The following is a 22,043-nucleotide window of genomic DNA, read 5'->3' on the forward strand; positions in this document are numbered from 1 at the left end:
AATTATGCCATACCGATTAGGCCATACGAGGAGTTGCCCGTCGCGACGCTTGGTAGGTGCCCCGACGGAACGATGACATCGACGCGGAATGGAACGCGTATGCGCGCCGCCTCGCGACCTCGCTTCGTTCCGCGCGCGAGCGCGCGGGGCTGACGCAAGAGGACGTCGCGTACCGCTCGGGCCTGACGCGTTACACGTACCAGAAGTACGAAAAAGGGGAGTCCCGTCCGGGCCATCCAGCCAACCCGACCATTCGCACCGTTCTCGCGCTGGTGCAGGTGCTGGGGATCTCACTGCACGACTTGATTCCGGACGACGTCCCCGACCTTCGAAGCCGTTGACGGAACGACGACATCTCGGATCCACGGCGCGTCATCAGCCCACCCCGGAACGATACGGCGAGAAACCACCCGCGAACTGGGAGCACCTCGCACCAGGAGCTTCGCGCCGTTCACTCGACGCCCAGGGCGTGTGACGTGTCGCAGCAGGACGGCCTTGCTCCGAAAGGACGCCTCGGCGATTCCTTTCTCAAACCTCACGATCCGCACGCGTGTAGCGGGCGAGTTCGGCATATGTACCGCCTCGTCCAACGCGGTGCGATGCGCGGCGACAACCAGAGCCGCAGTCCTCTCCAGCTCCGGTGTTCGAGAGCCTCGGCCTGCTCCGATCGTCAGCCCGATGAGTCCCTCGACTTGGCGTGCTTCGCCTTCTGAGAGAGCACTCAAACTGAGAGCCACACTGGCATCGGTCAGTGTCAATGCCAGCTCAACGGCAGGCCCATATACAAGCGAGAGCGCGGCATCGCTGCTGCAGGATGTCTCACTTCGGCTGTCTTGAATCAGGGTGATCGCGAGCGCGATCTCGCCGGTGTGCATCGTCACGCCGCGGTTCCAGAGCCGTCCCGACAGCACCTGCTCGGCGTGACGGTTGACGTCGGGGGGACGAATCAACTCGTCCTGCCCGAACATGTGCCATCGTCGGTGCCGGACGCAGAATCCCCCACCTCGACTGACAACCTCGGTCAGGATCCCGTCGCTGCAGACTGAACATGCCGCGCGTGGGCGGTCCAACACACCACACTTGCGGCAGGGCGTGAGAAGCCAGTGGTGGTGATGGCAGCGGCGGAACAGACCAGACCTAGCGTGTTGACCGGCGAAGTGCCCTGGCTCCAATCCCCCGGCCTGCTCAATTGCCGCGACATAGCGAGCGTTGGTTGAGTTCGCTGTCGTCAGACCCAGCTCCTGCCAGATATAGCGCTGGAGACTCGTGAGACCGATGGCGTTCGTCGCCGCGAGTCGTCCCAGGAACCCGTCTGGCGTCTCCCCCGTCAACGGTCGAACTCGGCAAGGGAGGGGAATCATGAGTGGTCGCCGACTAGTTTGGAACGATGCTGAAGGAGTTGCACCCTCAGCGTTCTCACGTGCGGGAGGAGCCGCAGCGCGGATGACGTGAGAGCACATCCGCCCTGAAGCCGGACGGCGGTTCTACCAAGCCAGAGCTCGCGCCCTTCGATCCTGATTTCGTTGAGCGCGTCATTCCCGACGCGGCGACCAATGAAATGAGCACTGAGGACCCAATCGATCGCCACTGCGGTCGCGTGAGGCCCGATCCGACGGGACATTAGCACGCCCGCCATCCGGTCATCCGTAAGCACCAGGGCGATGTTGATGTGCAGTGGAAACAAGGAGACTTGGTTATGCTCCCGGTCGCGCGGCTCAGGATCGTTCTCGCCCGCTCGCAGCTGTAGCAGCAAGGTCGCCGCCTCGACTTCGCTCGACATGTACGACACTCCGCGCAATGCCATCGTCCCGTTGAGCAGACGCTGCGCTCTCAAGTGCCTCGTTTTGCCTCCGACATCGAGGTCACGGTTGTCAAGGTGCCACCGGCGGTGGCGCACACAGATCGGCCCACTCCGACGTGCTGCGGTCACCAGTTCGCCTCGAGTGCACCGCCTGCACAGGCTGATCGCGGCGGGGAGCATCCGACAAACTGCACAGTCCACCCGCCGCGTGGATCCACCGTGTTTGCAGGAGATTCTGCGCATTGGGTGCTGCAAGAGCCCTTCGGTGAGTCCGCCCAGGAGTTCGATATGCCTGATCGCGTTCCTAGGCGTGACGCCGATTGGGAGCGCGCGATCGAGGTGCCTTAACGCGAGCCAGAGATCGGCCTGAGCGATGGCATTGGCGCGGCACAGGCGTACCCAGTAGCTCGTTGCTGTCTCGTCGCGAAAGGGCTGAACCGCAATAGGGAGAGCTGTAACGCTTCTCATCTCGAATGCGCCGCAACTCGAGAGCGAGGTGGCTTCGGATTGAGGAGCTTGGCGACTTCCTGCCTCCGCTGTAAGTCGTGATCAAACGCCGCTAGGTCGAGCTTTTCGGTTCCGTCGTCCATGGCTTTGAGCGAAGCGAACTGCAGTAGATCTTTGAGCAAGCCGATCTCGCCACCAGTCAGCGCGTGAAGAACCTCTGCCACGGACAGTATGGACCCCAGTTTTTGCTCCGTGAGGCACAACGAGTTCTCCATAGCCAGGAGCAGGTCGCCCCAGCAGGAGTCGTCGGCTTTCGAGCCCAGGCTGAACGGTGCGGCGACATGAACTTCGAACCGCTTCCCGATCTGCCCACCGCGCTCACCGTCGAGCAGTCCAGTGCCTTCGACCGCGATTCCTGCGTAGACGAAGGTTCCCCCGCATCTCTCTGACAGTTGCTTGAGCATGTCGGAAGCCTCGATGTTCTGCCGGTACTTGAGGTCGAGATGGTGAACGTCGTCGATCAATATGAGTTCGGTGGAGCATCCTCGAAGTGCGTTGGCCACCATGTCGAGCAGGTCCCCGTATGTCTTTCGTCCGACGAGGGGCAGGCCCAAGAACCTAGCAAACTCATGCATCAAAGCCTTGGCAGAGCACTGCGCCGGCACCGCGACGTAAACGACAGGGAGCTTTCCCGGCCCTGCCGCAGGATGGCCGATCTCTCGCCGACGGAGTTCGTGTGACCTACCCACCTCGACCAGCGAAGTCGTTTTTCCATGACCCGGTTCCCCGGACAAGATCAAGCCCAGTTTTCCAACTCGTCGGTAGGTATTGAGCATTACGCGGTCTCGCACAGCGTGCTGAAACGCCTTGAACCGCGGAGTCTGCACGAATGCTCCTGCTTGCGCGTACTGTGCGCGACCCTGATTGTACAAAGCACGGTCGCCGAAGCTAAGCGCTCGAAGTTCCTGTGAAGTGATCGGCGCGGGTCGATCGTAGGTGGCTTCCACGTACTCACGCCAACCGGCTTTGGTTGCGATCTCGATCATTCGTCGATCCTCCGTCGCGCCTCATCGAGTGCGTCCCCGATGAACGGGAAGCCGCCCGTGTTCGGCCACTCGTCGACTGATGTGCCATCGGTCAACAATTCGCCCTCATCGGCGGGTGTTTCCTCCAGCTCGATGCTCTTGAGGCTCGTGAAGTTCATTGGATCGTCGGCGATCGCCGCCACTCGCGCACGCTGCCGCGCGTTTCGAGCCGGCTTCACATCCTTGGCCCCGCGATTTCCTTGCCCGGCGAACGCCTTGATCGCGATCGTTAGCTCACGACGTTCCGTGTCGAGCTCAACGTCACGGAGGGCGTGCTCAGCACGGGCGTACCGCCACACATCACCCAGCATCGGGAGTTCATGAACCTGATTCGACCATCGGAGCGGGATGAACTCGCCATCATGTTCAAGCCAAACGACGTGCAGGTTGTAGGGGTCCACACGGATCGGCCATCGTCCGTTTCTCGCCTTGTCGTCAGACTTACGTCGCCACAGGCCTTTGAGCCGCTCTGAGTTGTAAATGCGATGGTCGATGCGCACGCCGTAGCGATTGAGCACTCGATACTGGACGGGCAGCAGCGCAGTGTAGTCGTCTCGCGTCAGCGGTACGTGAAGCTCCGGCACGTAAGCACGGAACGCTCGACACATCTCGTTCGGCGACAACTTGATACGCGGATGCAACGGGTCGCGCAGTCCGTCATGCGGACGGCTCTGCCACTCCACCGCGATCCAGTCCTCGAGGAGCTCCTGGGCCTGCGCAATCGTCAGTAGTTCGTCGGATTCCACGTCTGTGTCGCGACCGCGATGTTCGACGCTGCGTCCTACATATCCCTTCACATGTTGCAGCAGCATCGAGTTGATGGCCCCGAACGCTCGCTCTACGTGCGGTTTGTCCGTTGGCGTGTGCGGCGCCGAGGTGATCAGTGAAATATTCAAGGTTTCGCACGCAGCCCGGAAATGCCGCGACAAGTAGTTTCGTCCGCGGTCGGTGGTGATCGTGTCGGGAAACACGTACGGCTGCGCGAGACGCAATCGCTCAAATCGCTCCTGATCGATCAGTTGATCATCAGCCCATGCCGTCGAGATCAGCTGTCGAGTCTCGCGAACGCCTTCCATACGCCGCCCATAGGGCACCAGGGCCCGTGCGAGCACAGCCACCAGATCGACGCTCTTGGTCCCCTCCGGGCGCAGCATCGCCGCCAGGATCGAGCGCGTCGCGACGTCTAGGAGAATGGTCAGCTCGGGCCGACCGACCGTTTCCTCATCGATCCGCAACATGACATCGATCCGCGTGGAGTCCATCTCGACCAATTCGCCGGGACGCAGTGCGGTGCGGGTGCCGAATTTGCCGTCGGGTTGCAGCGCAAGCGACTCACGAGTCTTGGCCGAACCGAAGGTGAATTGCCCGTGCTCGTCTGCTTCGAGAAGTCGGAAGAACGTTGCTCGGCTCGGCAGCTTCACCGCATCGCCATGGAGACGTTCGACGCGCCTCGTGATCTGTTCGATCGCTGTAGTTCGGCTGACAGTCGAGGCGCGGCTCTTTCCTCCGAGTACGTGGTTGATGGCCTCGACGAGGCGCGGATCCCAGGTGCTCTTGCGTGGGGAGCACTTCCCTGCAGTGGTCGTCCCCTGCTCTCGGAACGCTTTGAGCCGACGCTCCACAGCGCGCGTGGAGACGGTTTTACTTAGGCGCGTCTCCAGCCACTCGCGCTCCGTTTCGACAGCCTTCCCGACCCCGATTTCTTCTCGGGTCGCCTCAATGCGTATGCACGACTGCAGCCAGGGATCCATGTCGGGCTCGATGTCCTGCACCTGCAGAGAGAGGTTCAGCAGACCCGAAGTGTCGCTAGGCACCGGTGTTGCATCATGTCCAAGCTCGTCGAGAGCGACTTCGACCTCACTTCCGTCCTCATCTCGGAGCATCGCCGAGTCGTTCTCAATGAACAAAACGGCGAATCTGCGTTGACGCCACACAAGCGACCCGCCAACCACAACGCGCATCACGCGCTCCTTTCCCACACGATCGTTCTGATGCTGAGGGGCTGATCGAGATCTGCCTCGAGCGCCCCTGACCAGAGGTGCGCGTAGCAGTGCGCGAAGCCCTCGGATCCGACGCCGAATAGCGCAGCTACCTCAGCCAGCGGCAGCCCATCTTCTGGGAGCATCGGCAGTTCCTTGCTGGTCGCCCAGTCTCGGAACGGGCCCAGGAATCGGAGGTTGGCTTCGCGGATTGGCGATTCCGCGTCATAGACGACATACCGCCAGCCGCGCTCAGCGGCGAACACCGCCGTCATGTCGAACTGTCTTCTGACGTTGTCTTTGATCTGAGCCGCCGGCTTGACATCCATCAGCACGGCGTGCCCGTCGTCCAGACGCACGAAGTAGTCCGGGTAGTGCTCGCGCGGGCCGTCGGACGCGGTCCACCGAATCCACATCGGCTGGCTGGCGACCGCAACTACGCCGGGGGTGCGGTCCAACTCGATGAGGCAGCCCCGCTCGGTCAGCGACTCGAATCCGATCGACGCACCAAGCGTTCCCATCCAGTGGTAGCCGTCGTAGTGCCGTTTGAGGCGCCAACTGGGAAAGCTCCGAGCAGGGTCGCCTCGTTCGAAGGGGACGTCGTCGCAGTCGACGGCGTCAAGCTCCAATTGCACGCCATCGAGACGATACTCAACGCGAGCTCGCCTCCTGCCCATTTCAGGCGACGGAGGGACAGGCCACTGCTGAGTCAGGTCCATAGGGATCCAATCGACGTCGACGGATGCTTCCTATTTGGCAGTCAGCCTCTCTCCTGGGGAGCGGTACTGGCCTATGTTCTGAGCCCTGACAAAGATGCCCGACTGGGGATCTGCTCACGGGCAGACTATGTCCGCTGCTCGACGGGTCTCGTCGACACGCCGCGCTTCCGACACGTCTCGTGAGATTCCGACAGCTTCGTGAGACGCTCTGACACCTTTCGTGAGACTCCGACACTTTTGGTGAGATCGGACACCGCCGGTCGGCGAAACATTCCGTGACCAAACCGTTGCATTCGTTACCTTGCCGTTATACAGTGATCACACGGTGAATGTTTGCTGTGGCATCCACCGCATGTGATTGCAGGACACTCTTGGTGCAAGGGACAAGGGCCGGTCGGGAGCCTCTCCGACCGGCCCTTTACTGTTCCCACTATTCTGTGAGGATGACCGATCGCAAGCTCGCCCTGGAGGCCTGGGAGAGCCTGTTCCGCGCGCAGCACGAACTGTTCAACGAGATGCTGGAAGACTTTGAGCACGGCGATCTCGCGCAGGCCGAATACGACGTCCTCCTGACGGTGACGCGCTCCCCCGATATGACCGCGCGGCTCCGCGATGTCACGACCAACATGCTGATCAGCCAGCCGAGCGTCTCGCGCCTGGTCGACCGCATGGTCTCGCGCGGCCTCGTCTCGAAGTGCCCCGACCCGGAAGACGGTCGCGGCGCACTGATCCGCGCGACGGATGCCGGGGCCCGCACGTTCCGTGCCCTCGCCACGATCCACGGCCGCTCGATCGCCGAGCGCATGTCCCGTCTCGACGACGCCGAACTCCGCACCCTGCGCGACCTGGCGGAAAAGCTCCGTCGCGGTTGACCCTTTCCACCCCGCTCCCTCCGATCTGGCAGGGTGGAGCCTGAAGGCGCGCAGCACGGCGCGCCGGGGGGAAAGGAAGCTCATCATGGAGATCGCCGGAATCATCGGCATCCTCGTCATCGTCGGCATCGCCGCCGTCGTCGTCGTCGTTCTGCTGCTCATCCTGCTGCTGTTCGCACGCAGCTGGATCAAGGTCGCCCGAGCCGACGAGGCTCTCGTCATCTCAGGACGCAAGCAGAAGGTGCAGCTCGCCGTCCTCAGCGCCGACGGCTCGAGCCGCGACGAGATGTCGGAGTCGCCCGTCACCGTCATCGTCAACGGCAAAGCGGTCGTCAACCCGATCACCCAGCGTCACGAGATCATCTCGCTGCGCTCGCGGCAGGTCTCCCTCAATGCCGAAGCGCAGTCGCTCGACAGCGTCACGCTGAACGTCGACGGGGTGGCCATAGTGAAGATCGGCTCCGATCCCCTCCTGGTGCGCCGCGCGGCCGAGCGCTTCGCCTCGCAGGACACGGCCATCGAGCAGTTCACCACCGAGCAGCTCGAGGGTGCGCTCCGCGGCATCGTCGCCACGCTCTCGGTGGTCGAGCTCATGCGCGAGCGGAAGAAGTTCTCGGATCAGATCGCCGCCGACGTCTCGCAGGAGCTCGCCGAGCAGGGCCTGATCCTCGACTCGTTCCAGATCAAGGGCATCACCGACAAGGTCGGCTACATCCAGTCCCTCGGCGCCCCCGAGATCCAGGCGAAGCGTCAGTCGGCCGAGATCTCGCAGACCAACGCCGACCGCGCGATCAACCAGAAGAACATCGCCAACCAGGAAGCCAACCTCGTCGAGCAGACCGCTCTCGACACCAACACCGCCAACGCGAACGCCGGCATCGGCCGTGCGCGCGCCGAGGCCGAGCAGGCCGAGAACCTCGCCCGCGAGCAGGCGCAGCAGGCCGTTCTGCAGCAGCAGGCCGAGAACCGGCAGGCGCAGCTCGACGCCGACGTCAAGCGCGTCGCCGACGCCCAGCGGTACGAGGCCGAGACCCGCGCCCAGGCCGAGCTCTACACCCGGGAGCGTGCGGCGGAGGCTGCGGCGATCGAGCAGGTCAAGCAGGCCGAGGCCCGCACCCGCATCGCGGAGCAGCAGGCCCAGGCCGACAAGGCTCGCGCCGACGGTGAGGCTGCGGCGGCCGTCGCGAGCGCCACCGGTGAGGCCGACGCGCTGCGCTCGAAGGCCGAGGCCGAAGCGCACGCCCGACGCCTGCAGGCTGCGGCCGAAGCCGAGGCGATCCGCGCCACCGGTGATGCCCGCGCCGCCGCCCTCGAGGCCGAGGCCAAGGCCATCGCCTCCAACCAGGACGCCTTCCTCTCGCAGCGCGTGCTCGAGGTGCTGCCGTCGATCATGGCCGAGTTCGCCAAGGGCTACTCCGCGATCGGCAACGTGTCGATCATCGGCGGCTCCGGCGAGGACGGTGCCTCCAGCGTGGTCGGCGCCGACAGCGCCAAGGCCCTCCGATCGGTGTTCGACAGCGTGCAGTCGGCCACCGGGCTCGACCTCGCGGGCATCATCCAGGGTCAGGCCGTCGGTCGCGGCATCGGCGAGGGTGTGGCCGCAGCCACGCCTCCCGCGAAGCGCACGGCCAAGCCCACCACTCCGCCGCCGCCGGCCCCGCCGGCTCCTGCCGCGGAGTAGCAGACAGGACAGAGCGGATGCCGCGGCCGATTCGGTCGCGGCATCCGCCGTGTCCGGGCCGACGAGGCAGACTGGGACGATGACGTCCGCCGCTTTCGACCTCGCGACGATCGGCGCGGGTCTGTCGTTCGCGGCGGCTGTCGCCGAGCTGTCGACGACGCTCGACACGAGCACGTCGACCGTGGTGAGCGCACCTCCCGGCACGGGCAAGACCACGCTCGTCCCTCCGCTGCTGGCATCGCGGTCTTCCGGTCGCGTGATCGTGACCCAGCCGCGTCGCGTCGCCGCCCGGGCAGCAGCGCGCCGACTGGCGCAGCTCGACGGCTCGCCCCTCGGCACGCGGGTCGGGTTCACCGTCCGCGGCGAGCGCATGGTGTCGCGGGAGACACGGGTCGAGTTCGTCACGGCCGGCGTGCTGCTCCGGCGACTGCTCGACGATCCGGGCCTCGCCGGCGTCGATGCGGTCATCATCGACGAAGTGCACGAGCGCGCGCTCGAGACCGACCTGCTGATCGGTCTGCTCTCGGAGGTGCGCGAGCTGCGGGACGACCTCGTGCTCGTCGCCATGTCGGCGACCCTCGACGCCGCGCGGATCGCCGCCGTGATCGGCACCGACGACCAGCCCGCTCCGATCATCGACCACGAGGTTCCCGCCTTCCCGCTCACCGAGCGCTGGGCGCCGAGCTCCGCTCCACGCCTCGACGAGCGTGGAGTGACCTGGGACTTCCTTGATCATGTCGCCCGGACCACGGCATCCGCCGCCCTCGGTCTGATCCGCGATGATCCTGCGGCCGACGTGCTGGTCTTCGCACCCGGTGCGCGTGAGGTGTCGGAGATCGCGCGCCGCGTCCGCGACGCGACCGCTGCGTTCGACGTGCGGGAGCTGCACGGTCGGATGCCCGCTGCCGAGCAGGATGCCGTGATCCGCGGCCGTCGCCCCGGTGAGCAGGCCCGCATCATCGTCACGACCTCGCTCGCCGAGTCCTCGCTCACCGTGCCCGGCGTGCGACTGGTCGTCGATACCTGCCTGGCCCGGTCGCCGCAGCGCGATGCGGCACGCGGGATGACGGGACTCGTGACCACCGCCGCCTCGCGCTCGTCCTGCAGGCAGCGCGCCGGCCGCGCCACCCGTCAAGGGCCGGGAATCGTCGTGCGCTGTGTCGATGAACGCACCTACGCGGCGGCTCCCGCTCGCCCCACTCCGGAGATCGCCTCGAGCGACCTCGCGGACGCCGCCCTGCTGCTCGCGTGCTGGGGTGCGCCGGGCGGGGCGGGGCTGCGACTGATCGATCCGCTGCCGTCCGACAGCCTGGCCGACGCCATCACGGTGCTGCACGACCTCGGCGCGATCGACGACGACGGCCGCGCGACCTCCGAGGGTCGCGCCCTGGCACGCATCCCGACCGATCCGCGGCTCGCCCGCGCGCTGCGCGACGGCAGCCCGGTGGTGGGCACGCGGCTCGCCGCCGAGGTCGTCGCACTGCTGGGCGGCGACGTGCGCACGACGGATTCCGATGTGGCGCAGACGCTCGTCGCCCTCCGCGGCGGACGGACCCCGGAGGCACGACGGTGGCGCAGCGATGCAGACCGGCTGGAACGCCTGACGGTGCCGTCGCCCGGCGTGCGCTCGGATCTCGACGGCACCGGTCTCGTGATCGCGCTCGCGTTCCCCGAGCGCGTCGCCCGCCGCGTGGACCGCACGGCCGGCGGCGCGACCTTCCTACTCGCATCCGGAACCCGCGCGGGGGTGAGCGGCCCGCTCGCCGCGAGCGAGTGGCTGGCCATCGCCGACGTCGCCCGAGCGTCCGGGCGGGCGGCTGCCGGCTCCGGTGCGATCGTGCGGGCTGCGGCGGTGCTCACCGAGCAGCAGATGGAACAGGCGGCGAGCCACCTGCTCACCGACCGGGTCGAGGCGGAGTTCGTCGGAGGTCGCGTCCAGGCCCGCCGCGAGCGCCGTGTGGGCGCGATCCTGCGTTCCTCGGCGCCGGTGCGAGCGTCGGTCGACGAGGGGCGGGATGCCGTGCGCCGGGCCCTGCGGCGCGAGGGGCTGAGCATGTTCGCCTGGCCATCCTCGGCCGTCGAACTGCGATCGCGTCTGGCGCTGCTGCACCGCGAGCTCGGATCGCCGTGGCCGGACGTGTCGGATGCCGGACTGCTCGCCGCCCTCGATGCCTGGCTGGCGCCGGAACTCGATGCCCTGGCAGGCGGCACCACGGTGGCGCGCTTGGACCTGACGTCTGCCCTCCGTCGGCTGCTGCCGTGGCCGGAGGCGCGTCGCCTCGACGAGCTCGCGCCGGAGCGGCTCGAGGTGCCGAGCGGATCGCGCATCCGCATCGCGTATCCCGCCCCCGACGACGCGGACGCCCGGCCCGTCGTCGCCGTGAAGCTGCAGGAGTGCTTCGGCTGGGCCGAGACTCCCCGGCTGGTCGACGGCCGCGTGCCCGTCCTCTTCCACCTGCTCTCCCCCGCCGGGCGTCCGCTCGCGGTCACCGACGACCTCACCTCGTTCTGGTCGGGCCCCTACTCTCAGGTGCGCGCCGAGATGCGGGGCCGCTACCCGAAGCATCCGTGGCCCGAGGACCCGTGGGCCGCCGTGCCGACCCGGCACACCAAGGGCCGGGCCGCCCGCTGAGGCAGATCCTCAGCGCGTGCGGCGACGCAGGGTGAGCGAGGCAAGGGCGAGCGCGCCGACCGCGAATGCCACCACGATGAGCAGCGGGCCGAACACGTCCCACCCCTCGTCGCCTGCCGCGACGGCGTTGATCGTGTCGATCGCGTAGCTCAACGGCAGCCAGTCCGAGATCGCGTGCAGCACGTCGGGCATTCGATCGCGGGGCATGAACAGCCCGCCGAGGATGATCTGCGGGAACACCAGCACGGGCATGAACTGCACGGCCTGGAACTCCGTCTGTGCGAAGGCGCTCGCGAGCAGGCCGAGTGCGGTGCCGAGCAGTGCGTCGACGACGGCCACGAGTCCGAGCTGCCAGAGCGGTCCGTCGACGTCGAGCCCGCACACTCCGACCGCGAACGACACGGTGATCACGGCCTGCAGCAGCGCCATCAGTCCGAAGGCGAGCGCGTAGCCGAGGATGAAGTCGGCCTTGCCGAGCGGGGTCGTCATGAGGCGCTCGAGTGTGCCGGACCTGCGCTCCCGCAGCGTGGTGATCGAGGTGACGAGGAACATCACCACGAACGGGAAGAGGGCGAGGATCGCTCCGCCGAACTGGTCGAAGACCCCGTCCTGGTCACTGAAGAGCCATGCGAAGAGTCCGACGAGCAGGCTCGGGGCGATCACCATCAGCGCGATCGAGCGAGGGTCGTGCCGCAACTGCGCCAGCACCCTCCCCGCGGTGGCGAACATCCGACGGCCGTTCATTCCGCGGCCTCCCCTCGCGGATCGCGTGCTTCTCGGCGAGAGCGGCGGGTGTCGTCGTGCGCTGTGCGGTCGCGCTCGATCAGCGCGAGGAACGCGTCCTCCGGGTCGGCCGCACCGGTGTCCGCGAGCAGCGCCGACGGCGTCGTGTCGGCGATGATCCGCCCCTCGCGCATCAGCAGCAGTCGGTCGCAGCGGAGCGCCTCGTCCATGACATGACTCGACACGATCAGCGTCACGCCGCGTTCGGCGAGCCCCCGGAAGAGCTCCCACAGCTCGGCGCGCAGCACCGGGTCGAGCCCGACGGTCGGCTCATCCAGCACGACCAGCTCCGGCGAGCCGATGAGCGCCATCGCGAGCGAGACCCGGGTCTCCTGGCCGCCGCTGAGCGAGTCGACCCGCTGACCGCTCTGAGCCCTCAGGCCGACCTCGTCGATGACCCGGTCGACATCGTTCATCGGCGCCTTGAGCAGCGCCGCGAAGTACGCGAGGTTCTGTCGCACGCTGAGGTCGCCGTAGACCGCTGCACCCTGCGTGCCGTACGCGACACGGTGGCGCAGCTGGCGCGATCCGCCCGGTTCGCCGAGCACCGTCACGTCACCCGAGGCGATCTTCTGCACGCCGACGATCGAGCGCATCAGCGTGGTCTTGCCGCAGCCGGACGGCCCGAGCAGACCGGTGATCTGACCTCGCGGGATCGTCAAGTCGATGCCGTCGAAGACGTGCACGCTCCCCCGGCGCACCCGCAGCTGCGCGATCTCGACGGCCGAGTTATTCATCATGTGATGAATTATGCGCCTCGCCGTCGATCGCGTCAACGGATGCCGAGCGGGGCGGCGTCAGCCGAAGAGGTACCGCTGCACGTTCGGGCCGATGCGGGCGACCAGCTCGTCGACGGATGCCGTGGCGATCGGCGCGATCTTCAGCACGTAGCGGGTGAGCAGGAGCCCGGCCATCTGCGAGGCGACGAGCGTCGCGCGCAGCTCGGCATCCTCCACACCGAGGGTCTTCGCGATCCGGCCGATCAGCTCCCTCGACAGGAAGCCGGCGAGCAGCGGCGTCGTCAGGCGGCTGCCGATCGCGGTGCGCATCAGCATCACTCCGCGCCGACGGATGTCGGGCTGCTCGAACGCATCGAGCACGTACCGGACGAGTCGTTCGCCCACCTCGTCGTGCGATCCGGCGAGGATGCCTGGCACGTCGATGTCGGGGCGGAGCGGAATGCCCACGGCCTCCGCGAACAGGTCGGCCTTCGTACCGAAATAGTGGTGCACGAGCGCCGAATCCACTCCGGCCCGCGCCGCGATCGAGCGCACGGTCGTGCCGTCGTACCCTTGCTCGCCGAACTCGTCGACGGCCGCCGCGATGATGCGCTCCCGCGAATCGGTGCCGCCGCGCGGACGTCCGCGGCGGCGCGGCGCCTTCTGCTCGGTCATGCCCGCCAGCCTACGACTTCGCGCTAGTCGAGCAGGTGCCGCAGATAGCGATCGGGGCTGTCGAGGAACGAGCGCCAGTGGTTCACGATCTCGAGATCGTTCCACTGCGTCGGCCGCACGCCCCAGTCGCCCACCTCGAGGATGCGGGCACCGGGAAGCGCGGCGAGCACCGGCGAATGCGTCGCGCAGAGCACCTGGCCGCCCTCGTCGGCGATGCGTCGGAGCACGGCGATCAGAGCCAGCGTCGAGTTGAACGACAGCGCCGCCTCGGGCTCGTCGAGGCAGTAGAAGCCGGGGTCGTCGAAGCGGCTCTCGAGCAGGGCGAGGAAGGACTCCCCGTGGCTCATCTCGTGGAAGGGGACGTCGGGCCCGCTCGTCGAAGGGTTCTCCTCGAGGTAGGTGTAGAACGAGTGCATCGTCTCGGCGCGCAGGAAGAAGCCCCAGCGGTTCGCGCCGACGCCGCGCTGCAGCCGCAACCACTCCGACAGCGGCGATTCGGTCGGGCGCGTGCGATGTCGGGCCTGCCGCGATCCGCCCTCCGGCGACAGCCCGTAGGCGATCGCGACGCCCTCGACGATGGTCGACTTGCCGCTGCCATTCTCTCCCACCAGGAAGGTCACGCCGGGGTCGAGCTCGAGCCCCTCCCGCAGCACCTGGGCGACCGCCGGGATGTTCGTCGGCCATTCCGCGCCCGCCGCCGGTGCGTCGTCGGAGGGCTGCACCGACACCACCGGCTGCTGCTTCCGGCGGCGAGACGTCGGCGCCCAGAAATCACTCGACATTCGCACTCCCTCGGCATCCGATCCTCCGGGGAGACTAGCGGAAGCGTCCGACAGCACGGATCGCCGGCCCCGGCCGGCGGTGGTCGTGGGCGCGTCGCCCTGCCAGACTGGCCGCATGGCCGTCATCGAGAATTCCAAACTCACCGTCGTCGGCGCCGGCAGCGTCGGATCGAGCGTCGCGTACGCCTCGCTCATCCGCGGATCGGCACGACACATCGCCCTGTACGACATTGCCGCGGAGAAGGTCGAAGCAGAGGTCCTGGACCTCGCCCACGGCACCCAGTTCACCGGCTCCAGCGACATCATCGGCGGCAGCGACCTCGCCGTCGTCGAAGGTTCGCATGTCGTGGTGATCACCGCGGGCGCGAAGCAGAAGCCGGGCCAGACGCGCATCGAGCTGGCGGGCGTCAATGCCGGCATCCTCAGCTCGATGATGCCGAAGCTGCTCGAGGCGGCCCCTGATGCGATCTACGTCATCGTGACCAATCCCTGCGATGTTCTCACCGTTCTGGCGCAGGAGGCGACGAACCTGCCTCGTGAACGCATCTTCGCGTCGGGCACCGTCCTCGACACCTCGCGCCTGCGATGGAAGCTCGCCCGACGCGCCGGCGTCTCGACCGGCAGCGTGCACGCGCACATCGTCGGCGAGCACGGCGACACGGAGTTCCCGCTCTGGTCGACGGCGACGATCGGCACCGTTCCGATCCTCGACTGGGAGGCGCCCGGTCACCCGAAGATGACCGTCGACGAACTCGACACGATCGCGGTGGACGTGCGCGATGCCGCGTACAAGGTCATCCAGGGCAAGGGAGCGACCAACTACGCCATCGGTCTCTCCAGCGCGCGCATCGTGGAAGCGATCCTTCGCGACGAGCACGCCGTGATGCCCGTCAGCACGGTGCTCGACGGCTATCACGGCCTCGACGGCGTGGCTCTCTCGGTTCCGTCGATCGTCAGCGCCGCCGGCGCCACGCCGATCCATGCGACGCCGTACTCGGCCAACGAGCTCGGCCTGCTGCGCCGCTCCGCCGATGCTCTCCGCGAGGTCCGCGCGTCTCTCGGGACCTGAGTGAGGAACAGAGGGACCCTCAGCCGACGAACAGGAGTCAGCACTCGATGACGTTGACCGCGAGGCCGCCTTCGCTGGTCTCCTTGTACTTCGTCGACATGTCGACGCCGGTCTGCCGCATCGTCTCGACCACGGCATCCAGCGAGACGTAGTGGCTGCCGTCGCCCCGCAGCGCGAGCCGGGCGGCGGTGACGGCCGTCGAGGCGGCGATCGCATTCCGCTCGATGCAGGGGATCTGCACGAGACCGCCGATCGGGTCGCAGGTGAGTCCGAGGTGATGCTCCATCGCGATCTCGGCCGCGTTCTCGATCTGCCGGTTGGTGCCGCCCATCACGGCGGTGAGCCCGCCGGCCGCCATCGCGCACGCGGACCCGATCTCGGCCTGGCATCCGCCTTCGGCTCCCGAGATCGAGGCGTTCGCCTTGAACAGGGACCCGAGCGCGGTGGCCGTGAGGAGGAAACGACGGATGCCGCGGCGACGGTTCGCCTCCGCGACGAGGTCGTCGTCGAGACTCGTGGCCTCGCCGTGCTCGTCTGCCGGAGCGTGCGCACCGTCGAAGCCGAGCAGGGCGCTGCCCACCAGCTCGCCGTAGGGCGTGACGGCGTTGCCGGCGCCGAGGCCGGAGTCGGCCATGAAGCGCCACCAGTACATGCCGACAGCCGGGAGGATGCCCGCGGCCCCATTGGTCGGCGCGGTGACGACGCGGCCGCCGGCGGCGTTCTCCTCATTGACGGCCAGCGCGAACGCCCCGAGCCACTCGCCCGGGAGCTCACGGTGTCCACCGGCCTCCGATTCCTCCAGCTGCGCGCGGATCGTGCCGGCGCGACGCTTCACCTTCAGCATGCCGGGCAGGACCCCGTCGGAATGCAGGCCTGCGTCGACGCAGGCCGACATCGCGTTCCAGATCGCATCGAGGCCCGCGGCGACCTCCTCCTCGCTGCGCAGCGAGGCCTCGTTGAGACGCGCGAGCTCGGCGATCGACAGCCCGTTCTCATCGCACAGCGCGAGCAGCGACGCGGCATCCGCGTAGGCGTAAGGGAAGCTGCCGGTCGCGATCCGGGCCTCCTCGCCATCGCGGCGGATGAAGCCTCCGCCGATCGAGTAGTAGGTGTCCTCGGTGACGACGGCGCCATCGGCATCCCAGGCGGTGAGGGTCATCGCGTTCGGATGCCCCGGCAGACGCGTGCGCGGGGCGAAGACGATGTCCTCCTTCGCGAACGCCACGGCGTGCACGCCGTTCAGCCGCAGCGGTTCGCCCGCGACGTACGCAGTCCACGCCGAACGGACCTCGGAGGGGTCGCAGGTCTCCGGCGAGAGTCCGCGCAGCCCGGCGACGACGGCATCCGGAGTGCCATGACCGATCCCGGTCGCGCCGAGCGAGCCGTAGAGGGTGCTGCCGACGCGCGCGATGCGATCGAGCGAGCCGCTCGCGCTGAGCCGCTGCGCGAAGGCGAGCGCCGCCCGCATCGGTCCGACCGTATGGGAGCTCGAAGGCCCCACTCCGATGGAGAAGAGGTCGAAGGCCGAGACGTACGCTGTCACGCCTCCAGGCTACGCCGCATTCGGGGATCCGGTTCATCGACGTTAACCTGACTCGCGCGCTGATGCCCGACTGCGTGTTCGTCAATCCCCTTCAGGACGGCTCGCCGCGGCGGCATGCTGATCGTGACGACATCACGAAAGGGGCGATCATGACCGACAGCACGCCGAACCAGGAGTCCGCACCAGCCGACGACGCGGGCGAAGTGAACGCGCTGACCCCGGAGCAGGTCCACACCACGGGTGACGCCGACGATTCGGGCGCGGCGCAGGGTGCGGACGAGGTCCCCGCCGAGGGACAGGTGCAGAACCCGGGCCAGGCATCGGCCCCGGCCGAGGCCGACTCCCCCGAGCAGGCCGACCCGGAGGAGATCCCGAGCAACGACGAGCTCGAGGAGCCGAGCACCGAGAAGGACCCGGGCGAGGAGCCGAAGGCGCCGAAGCGCGAGGAGCCCGAGCCCGACCACGAGGCCGTCGGCATCGGGGTCGTCGAGACGGAAGAGCCCCAGGCCGACTGAGCCACGCGGTCGTTCCGGTCGCGATTCCTGCCGCCGCGCTCCGTTCCGGTCGCGAATCCTGCCGCTGGAACGACGTCGAGGCGACAGAAAGCGCGACCGGAACGTGCCGCGCCTGACCGGCTACTCGACCAGCTTGCCCTCGGTGTCGACCTCGCGCATGAGCTCGACGATCTCGGCCGGGATCTCGGGAATCGCCTCGCGGGTCACGCCGTCGCGGGGACTCCAGACGAGGTTCACCTGCAGGGTGGGGTCGGTGTCGGGGAAATCGCTGCGGTTGTGGCATCCGCGGGTCTCCCGGCGCTCCAGCGCCGCCTCGAGCGTGGCGCGAGCCGCAAGCGCGGAGGCCTTGAGGTCGAACGCATGCGCCAGGTCCTGGAACCCGGCGATGTCGGGATGAATGCCGACGTCTTCCATGCGTCCCTCGATCATGTCGAGGTCGGCGAGACCGGCGAGCAGCCCCTCCTCCGAGCGCACGACGCCGGCGTACTCGGTCATGAGGTTCCGGATCGCGCGCTGCAGGGCACGGACGTTCTCACGCCCGTCCGCGGAGAGCAGATCATCGATCTCGGCACGCGCCTCGGCGACGGCCTCGGCCGAACGGCGCTGCGCGTCGAGTCCGGCGGCGTGCTCCATCGCGGCCTGCCCGACGATGCGCCCGTAGACCAGCAGCTCGATGAGCGAGTTGCCGCCGAGGCGGTTGGCACCGTGCAGTCCGCTCGACGCCTCACCGATCGCGTACAGCCCCTCGACGTCGGTCTGGTGGTCCTCCGGACGCACCCACACCCCGCCCATCGAGTAGTGCGCCGTGGGGGCGATCTCGATCGGGTCGGTCGTGATGTCGAGCATCTGCAGCTCCATCATCGTCTGGTAGACACGGGGCAGACGGGTCATGATCGTCTCGCGCGGCAGGTGCGACACGTCGAGCCAGACGCCGCCGTTCTCGGTGCCGCGCCCTTCGGCGATCTCGGTGTACGCGGCGAGGGCGACGCGGTCGCGCGTCGACAGCTCCATGCGCTCGGGGTCGTACTTCTGCATGAAACGCTCGCCGAGCGCATTGCGCAGGATGCCGCCCTCACCGCGTGCCGCCTCGGAGATGAGCGTGCCGGCGGCGTTCTCCGGCTCGATGATGCCGGACGGGTGGAACTGCACGAGCTCCGGGTCGCGCAGCCGGGCTCCGGCGTCGACCGCGAGACGGAAGGAGTCACCCGTGTTCTCGTCACGGCGGGACGACGTGCGGCGCCAGATGCGGTTGTGTCCGCCGGCGGCGAGGATCACGGCATCCGCGTGGATCAGGTAGCGGGTGCCGTCGGCCTGGTCGAAGCCGTAGGCGCCGAACACGACGTTGTCGCGCACGAGCAGGCGGGTGATGTAGACGTGGTCGAGGATCGGCACCTCGAGCTGCTCGGCCTTGCGCACGAGGGTGCGCTGGATCTCGAGACCCGTGTAGTCGCCTGCGAAGGCGGTGCGCCGGAAGGTGTGGGCCCCGAAGAACCGCTGCGAGATGCGGCCGTCGTCCTCGCGCGCGAAGTCCATGCCCCAGCGCTCGAGATCGCGGATGCCGCGCTCGGCGCCCTGCGTCACGATCTCGACCGTGTGCGGGTTGGCGAGCAGGTAGCTCTCCTTGATCGTGTCGGCGGCATGCTGCTGCCAGCTGTCGTCGGCGTCCATGGTGCCGAGCGCGGCGTTGATGCCGCCGGCGGCGAGGGAGGTGTGGGCATCCTGTCGGGGGCGTTTGCCGACGGCGAGGACGTCGATGCCGTGTTCGGCGACCTCGATCGCCGCCCGCAGCCCGGAACCGCCGGTCCCGATGACCAGGACGGTGGTGGAGATCTGACGTTCGCGTGTACTCATGCATTTCACGCTAGTTAGGCGATCCTAATAACTCCAATGCATAGTTCGACTTCGAACCATGCAGGTAGGCTATGGCCATGAACCTGGAGCAACTGCGCGGGTTCGTCGAGGTCGCCCGGCTCGGCCACTTCACCCGCGCCTCAGAGCATCTCCATCTCGCGCAGCCGTCACTGAGCCGACAGATCTCCACTCTGGAGCGCGAGCTCGGCGCCGAGCTGTTCCATCGCGCGCGCGGCCACATCGCCCTCACCTCGGCAGGTGAGACGCTCCTCCCCCGCGCGCAGCGGATGCTCGCCGAGGCCGAGGCCATCCGCGAGGAGATGGATGAGCTGCAGGGGCTGCGCCGCGGGCGCGTGCGCCTGGGCGCCCCTCCGACGCTGTGCATCAGTCTCGTGGCGGAGGCGATCAGCGTCTTCCACTCCGCGCATCCCGACGTCGACCTGCACCTCATCGAGAGCGGCTCGCGTCTGCTCGTCGATCAGCTCGCCGTCGGCGCCGTCGACATCGCGCTGATCACCGAGTCGGACGGACCGCCGCCATCGGGCTTCAGCCTCACCCGCACGCCGCTGCTCACGGAGGAGCTCGTCGTCGTCTCCGCGGCATCCCGTCCCCCGGTGGCGGTGACGCCCGCGATCGGGCTCGATCATCTCGCCACGCTCCCGCTGATCGCGCTCGACGAGACGTATGAGCTCCGCGCCACGACCGATGCCGCCTTCCGCTCCGCGGGTCTCACGCCGACGCATGTGCTCGAGGGCGCCGAGATGGATGCCGTGCTGCGCTTCGTCGAGCGCGGACTCGGTGTGGCCGTCGTGCCGGCGATGGTGCTGCTCGACCAGCCGGCGCTGCGATCCGTGCGGCTGACGCATCCGATGATGACGCGCATCGTGAGCCTCGCGCATCGCTCCGACGTCACCCCCGCCGTCGCGGTCTCGGCGATGCGGCAGGTGATCCTAGCGACGGCTGCCGAGGTCGCCCGGCGCGACCCGGCGATCACGAGCCTGCTGTAGCTTCCGGTCGCAGTTGACGTCGCCCGCATTGCTTCCGGTCGCAGTTCTTGCCGCTTCCGACGCCTCCCGACGGCAGAAACTGCGACCGGAACGGATGCCGAGAATCCCCGGACAAAGCAGAGACCCCGTCGCTTTCACGACGGGGTCTCTGTCACTGTCTCAACACAGTGTGCGCCCGAAGGGACTCGAACCCCTAACCTTCTGATCCGTAGTCAGATGCTCTATCCATTGAGCTACGGGCGCATGATCCGCGAACTTTCACGCTCAGCGGGCCGACGATAAGCCTACAACAGTCCCGACGCGAAAGCGAAACGAGGCCTCAGTCCTCGACGGCCTCCGCGAGCTCCTGCTTCTTGCGCCGCTTGGCCTTCGCGCGCTGCTCGGACGACAGGGCCTGGAGGTCGACGAGACGCAGCGCCTGCATGCGCGCCTCGCGCATCTTGCCGTACTCCGGATCGTGGTCGGGTCGCATGCCCTCCACCCGCAGCCGACGGTCGAGGTTGTGCCGCACGTCTGCCCAGGCGGCCTCGCGCGCCTCTTCGACGATCACGCCGAGCCGCTCACGATCCTGCATGATCTCGCGCAGCTTCACGGCGACGCCGGTGGACTGCTTGGCCCGCCGGCGGAGGTTGCGCACATCGCGGTCACGGTAGTCGTGGGTGCCGTGCGGATCGGAATGGCGTCCGCGCGCCCGCTTGCGCAGGGCGGTCACGTTCGCGGCGGCCTCTTCGGCCTCTGCGGCCATCGCTCCGAGCGCCTCACGGGCGTCGGCGATGTACTTGTCGGTGTCGAAGACGCCGTCCTCGGCGATGGTGCCCACGAGGATGTGGTTCTTCACGGCGAGGCGCGCCGCGGCGGTCGCGATCGCAACGCCTTCGGCGATGGCATCCGCTGTTCGTCCCACCGCGACCTCCTCTCCTTGAGCGTACCGGTATGCCGCCGAAGCGGTGTGGGTGAGAATGGGTTCCGGATCAGCATCCCCCATCGGTCCGACATTCGCCCGACGCGCACCCGGATGCGCCCGCAGGAGGACGCATGAAGCATCTCGATCTCGTCGGCAGCACGACGGTCATCACAGGGGCGGCGAACGGCATGGGCGCCGACATCGCGCGGCTCCTCGCGGCACGCGGTGTGCATCTCGCGCTCATCGATCACGATGCGGCGGCGCTGGCGGATCTCGCCGCGGGCCTGCAGGGATCCCCCGTGACGACGCATGTGATCGACCTCCGCGACGACGACGCCGTGTTCGCGGGGGTCGCCGACATCATGGCCGCGCACCCGCGCATCAACGCGCTGATCACCTGCGCCGGCTCGTCCATGCTGGGCACCCTCGATCAGCTCACGATGGAGGAGATGCGCTGGCTGACCGACGTCAACCTCTGGGGGACGGTCTCGGTCACCAAGGCTCTGCTCCCCGCATTGCGCGCCGCACCCGCCGCGCACATCACGCACCTCGCCAGCGTGTACGCCCTCGCGGCGCCCGCCGGACGGATCCCCTACGCGATCAGCAAGTTCGCCGTGCGGGCGTTCTCCGAGGCGCTGCGGCACGAGCTCGAGGGCACGGCCGTCACGGTCGGCGCCGTGTATCCGGCGGGTGTGCGCACGGGAATCATCCTGCACGGACGCTACGCCGCCGCGATCGACCCCGATGTCGCGGCCCGCGCCGCCTCCGCGCAGGCCGCGATGTACCACACCGAACCGGCGGATGCCGCGGCGCAGATCATCCGCGCCACGGAGCGCCGTGCGGTGCGCACGATGGTCGGGCGCGAGGCACGGCTCATCGACGTGCTGGTACGCGCGACCCCGGCGCACTACTGGCGGGCGATGCGCCGTCCTCTGCGCGCGGCGATCGACACGACGACGCCCATCGCCTGACCGACGGG

Annotated in this window: 20 protein-coding genes and 1 tRNA gene; 8 read left to right on the plus strand and 13 right to left on the minus strand. The window is 67.9% G+C overall.

Annotated features, from left to right (window positions below; genetic code table 11):
• Positions 1 to 56 precede the first annotated feature (56 nt).
• The gene (locus tag DW306_RS02520) at positions 57 to 341 is read left to right on the plus strand and encodes a helix-turn-helix transcriptional regulator (RefSeq protein WP_136054073.1); all 285 of its coding nucleotides are present in this window, start codon (positions 57 to 59) and stop codon (positions 339 to 341) included.
• Here the strand turns inward: DW306_RS02520 and DW306_RS02525 are convergent.
• From DW306_RS02525 to DW306_RS02545, 5 genes are all read right to left on the minus strand, one after another.
• On the minus strand, positions 291 to 968 hold the full coding sequence (locus tag DW306_RS02525) for a hypothetical protein (RefSeq protein WP_136054074.1): 678 nt from the start codon (positions 966 to 968) through the stop codon (positions 291 to 293). The two genes, DW306_RS02520 and DW306_RS02525, sit on opposite strands and share 51 nt — an antisense overlap.
• Before the next feature lie 389 nt (positions 969 to 1,357).
• Complete coding sequence (locus DW306_RS02530; RefSeq protein ID WP_136054075.1) at positions 1,358 to 1,780, minus strand: hypothetical protein; 423 nt, start codon at positions 1,778 to 1,780, stop codon at positions 1,358 to 1,360.
• A 485-nt stretch (positions 1,781 to 2,265) separates the two neighbouring features.
• Entirely contained in the window at positions 2,266 to 3,294 is a 1,029-nt protein-coding gene (locus DW306_RS02535; RefSeq protein WP_136054076.1) for an ATP-binding protein, read from the minus strand.
• Positions 3,291 to 5,294, minus strand: a complete 2,004-nt coding sequence (locus tag DW306_RS02540; protein WP_136054077.1) for a Mu transposase C-terminal domain-containing protein — start codon at positions 5,292 to 5,294, stop codon at positions 3,291 to 3,293. The genes DW306_RS02535 and DW306_RS02540 overlap by 4 nt, the downstream gene beginning before the upstream one ends.
• Positions 5,294 to 6,031, minus strand: coding sequence for a TnsA-like heteromeric transposase endonuclease subunit (locus DW306_RS02545; RefSeq protein ID WP_136054078.1), 738 nt, complete (start codon positions 6,029 to 6,031; stop codon positions 5,294 to 5,296). The genes DW306_RS02540 and DW306_RS02545 overlap by 1 nt, the downstream gene beginning before the upstream one ends.
• A 443-nt stretch (positions 6,032 to 6,474) precedes the next feature.
• Between DW306_RS02545 and DW306_RS02550 the strand changes: the two genes are divergently transcribed.
• The 3 genes from DW306_RS02550 to hrpB all read left to right on the plus strand — a co-directional run bounded on the left by DW306_RS02550 (position 6,475) and on the right by hrpB (position 11,216).
• The gene (locus DW306_RS02550) at positions 6,475 to 6,903 is read left to right on the plus strand and encodes a MarR family transcriptional regulator (RefSeq protein WP_136054079.1); all 429 of its coding nucleotides are present in this window, start codon (positions 6,475 to 6,477) and stop codon (positions 6,901 to 6,903) included.
• 85 nt (positions 6,904 to 6,988) lie between these two features.
• Positions 6,989 to 8,584: an SPFH domain-containing protein gene (locus DW306_RS02555; protein ID WP_136054080.1), complete on the plus strand. Its 1,596-nt coding sequence runs from the start codon at positions 6,989 to 6,991 to the stop codon at positions 8,582 to 8,584.
• 79 nt (positions 8,585 to 8,663) lie between these two features.
• Positions 8,664 to 11,216: an ATP-dependent helicase HrpB gene (hrpB, locus tag DW306_RS02560; protein ID WP_136054081.1), complete on the plus strand. Its 2,553-nt coding sequence runs from the start codon at positions 8,664 to 8,666 to the stop codon at positions 11,214 to 11,216.
• A gap of 9 nt (positions 11,217 to 11,225) precedes the next feature.
• On the opposite strand, the gene DW306_RS02565 is transcribed toward hrpB, so the two are convergent.
• Genes DW306_RS02565 through DW306_RS02580 form a run of 4 tightly spaced genes read right to left on the minus strand, consistent with a single transcriptional unit; the run spans position 11,226 to position 14,175 of the window.
• Positions 11,226 to 11,960 (minus strand): ABC transporter permease, encoded by a 735-nt coding sequence (locus DW306_RS02565; protein ID WP_136054082.1) that lies wholly within the window; start codon positions 11,958 to 11,960, stop codon positions 11,226 to 11,228.
• Positions 11,957 to 12,739 (minus strand): ABC transporter ATP-binding protein, encoded by a 783-nt coding sequence (locus tag DW306_RS02570; protein WP_136054083.1) that lies wholly within the window; start codon positions 12,737 to 12,739, stop codon positions 11,957 to 11,959. The genes DW306_RS02565 and DW306_RS02570 overlap by 4 nt, the downstream gene beginning before the upstream one ends.
• Before the next feature lie 57 nt (positions 12,740 to 12,796).
• Positions 12,797 to 13,393: a TetR family transcriptional regulator gene (locus DW306_RS02575; RefSeq protein ID WP_136054084.1), complete on the minus strand. Its 597-nt coding sequence runs from the start codon at positions 13,391 to 13,393 to the stop codon at positions 12,797 to 12,799.
• Positions 13,394 to 13,416: 23 nt separating this feature from the next.
• Positions 13,417 to 14,175 (minus strand): AAA family ATPase, encoded by a 759-nt coding sequence (locus DW306_RS02580; protein ID WP_136054085.1) that lies wholly within the window; start codon positions 14,173 to 14,175, stop codon positions 13,417 to 13,419.
• A gap of 115 nt (positions 14,176 to 14,290) precedes the next feature.
• On the opposite strand from DW306_RS02580, the gene DW306_RS02585 reads away from it, so the two are divergent.
• Entirely contained in the window at positions 14,291 to 15,244 is a 954-nt protein-coding gene (locus DW306_RS02585; RefSeq protein ID WP_136054086.1) for an L-lactate dehydrogenase, read from the plus strand.
• Positions 15,245 to 15,281: 37 nt separating this feature from the next.
• Here the strand turns inward: DW306_RS02585 and DW306_RS02590 are convergent, their stop codons facing one another.
• Positions 15,282 to 16,787, minus strand: coding sequence for an L-serine ammonia-lyase, iron-sulfur-dependent, subunit alpha (locus tag DW306_RS02590; protein ID WP_136054087.1), 1,506 nt, complete (start codon positions 16,785 to 16,787; stop codon positions 15,282 to 15,284).
• 149 nt (positions 16,788 to 16,936) lie between these two features.
• Here DW306_RS02590 and DW306_RS21460 point away from each other — a divergent pair, with 149 nt between their 5' ends.
• Positions 16,937 to 17,302, plus strand: coding sequence for a hypothetical protein (locus tag DW306_RS21460; RefSeq protein ID WP_205814083.1), 366 nt, complete (start codon positions 16,937 to 16,939; stop codon positions 17,300 to 17,302).
• Positions 17,303 to 17,422: 120 nt separating this feature from the next.
• Here DW306_RS21460 and DW306_RS02600 read toward each other — a convergent pair whose 3' ends face one another.
• On the minus strand, positions 17,423 to 19,153 hold the full coding sequence (locus tag DW306_RS02600; RefSeq protein ID WP_136054088.1) for an FAD-binding protein: 1,731 nt from the start codon (positions 19,151 to 19,153) through the stop codon (positions 17,423 to 17,425).
• 77 nt (positions 19,154 to 19,230) lie between these two features.
• On the opposite strand from DW306_RS02600, the gene DW306_RS02605 reads away from it, so the two are divergent.
• The gene (locus DW306_RS02605) at positions 19,231 to 20,160 is read left to right on the plus strand and encodes a LysR family transcriptional regulator (protein ID WP_168429207.1); all 930 of its coding nucleotides are present in this window, start codon (positions 19,231 to 19,233) and stop codon (positions 20,158 to 20,160) included.
• Between the two features lie 170 nt (positions 20,161 to 20,330).
• Here DW306_RS02605 and DW306_RS02610 read toward each other — a convergent pair.
• Together DW306_RS02610 and DW306_RS02615 are read right to left on the minus strand one after the other, a co-directional pair.
• A tRNA-Arg gene (locus tag DW306_RS02610) sits at positions 20,331 to 20,403 on the minus strand.
• 76 nt (positions 20,404 to 20,479) lie between these two features.
• Positions 20,480 to 21,064: an asparagine synthase gene (locus DW306_RS02615; RefSeq protein WP_136054090.1), complete on the minus strand. Its 585-nt coding sequence runs from the start codon at positions 21,062 to 21,064 to the stop codon at positions 20,480 to 20,482.
• A 131-nt stretch (positions 21,065 to 21,195) separates the two neighbouring features.
• Here DW306_RS02615 and DW306_RS02620 point away from each other — a divergent pair, with 131 nt between their 5' ends.
• On the plus strand, positions 21,196 to 22,035 hold the full coding sequence (locus tag DW306_RS02620) for an SDR family oxidoreductase (RefSeq protein WP_136054091.1): 840 nt from the start codon (positions 21,196 to 21,198) through the stop codon (positions 22,033 to 22,035).
• The last annotated feature ends 8 nt before the right edge of the window (positions 22,036 to 22,043 follow it).

The sequence above is a fragment of the Microbacterium sp. K24 genome, assembly GCF_004794465.1.
Classification (GTDB): domain Bacteria; phylum Actinomycetota; class Actinomycetes; order Actinomycetales; family Microbacteriaceae; genus Microbacterium.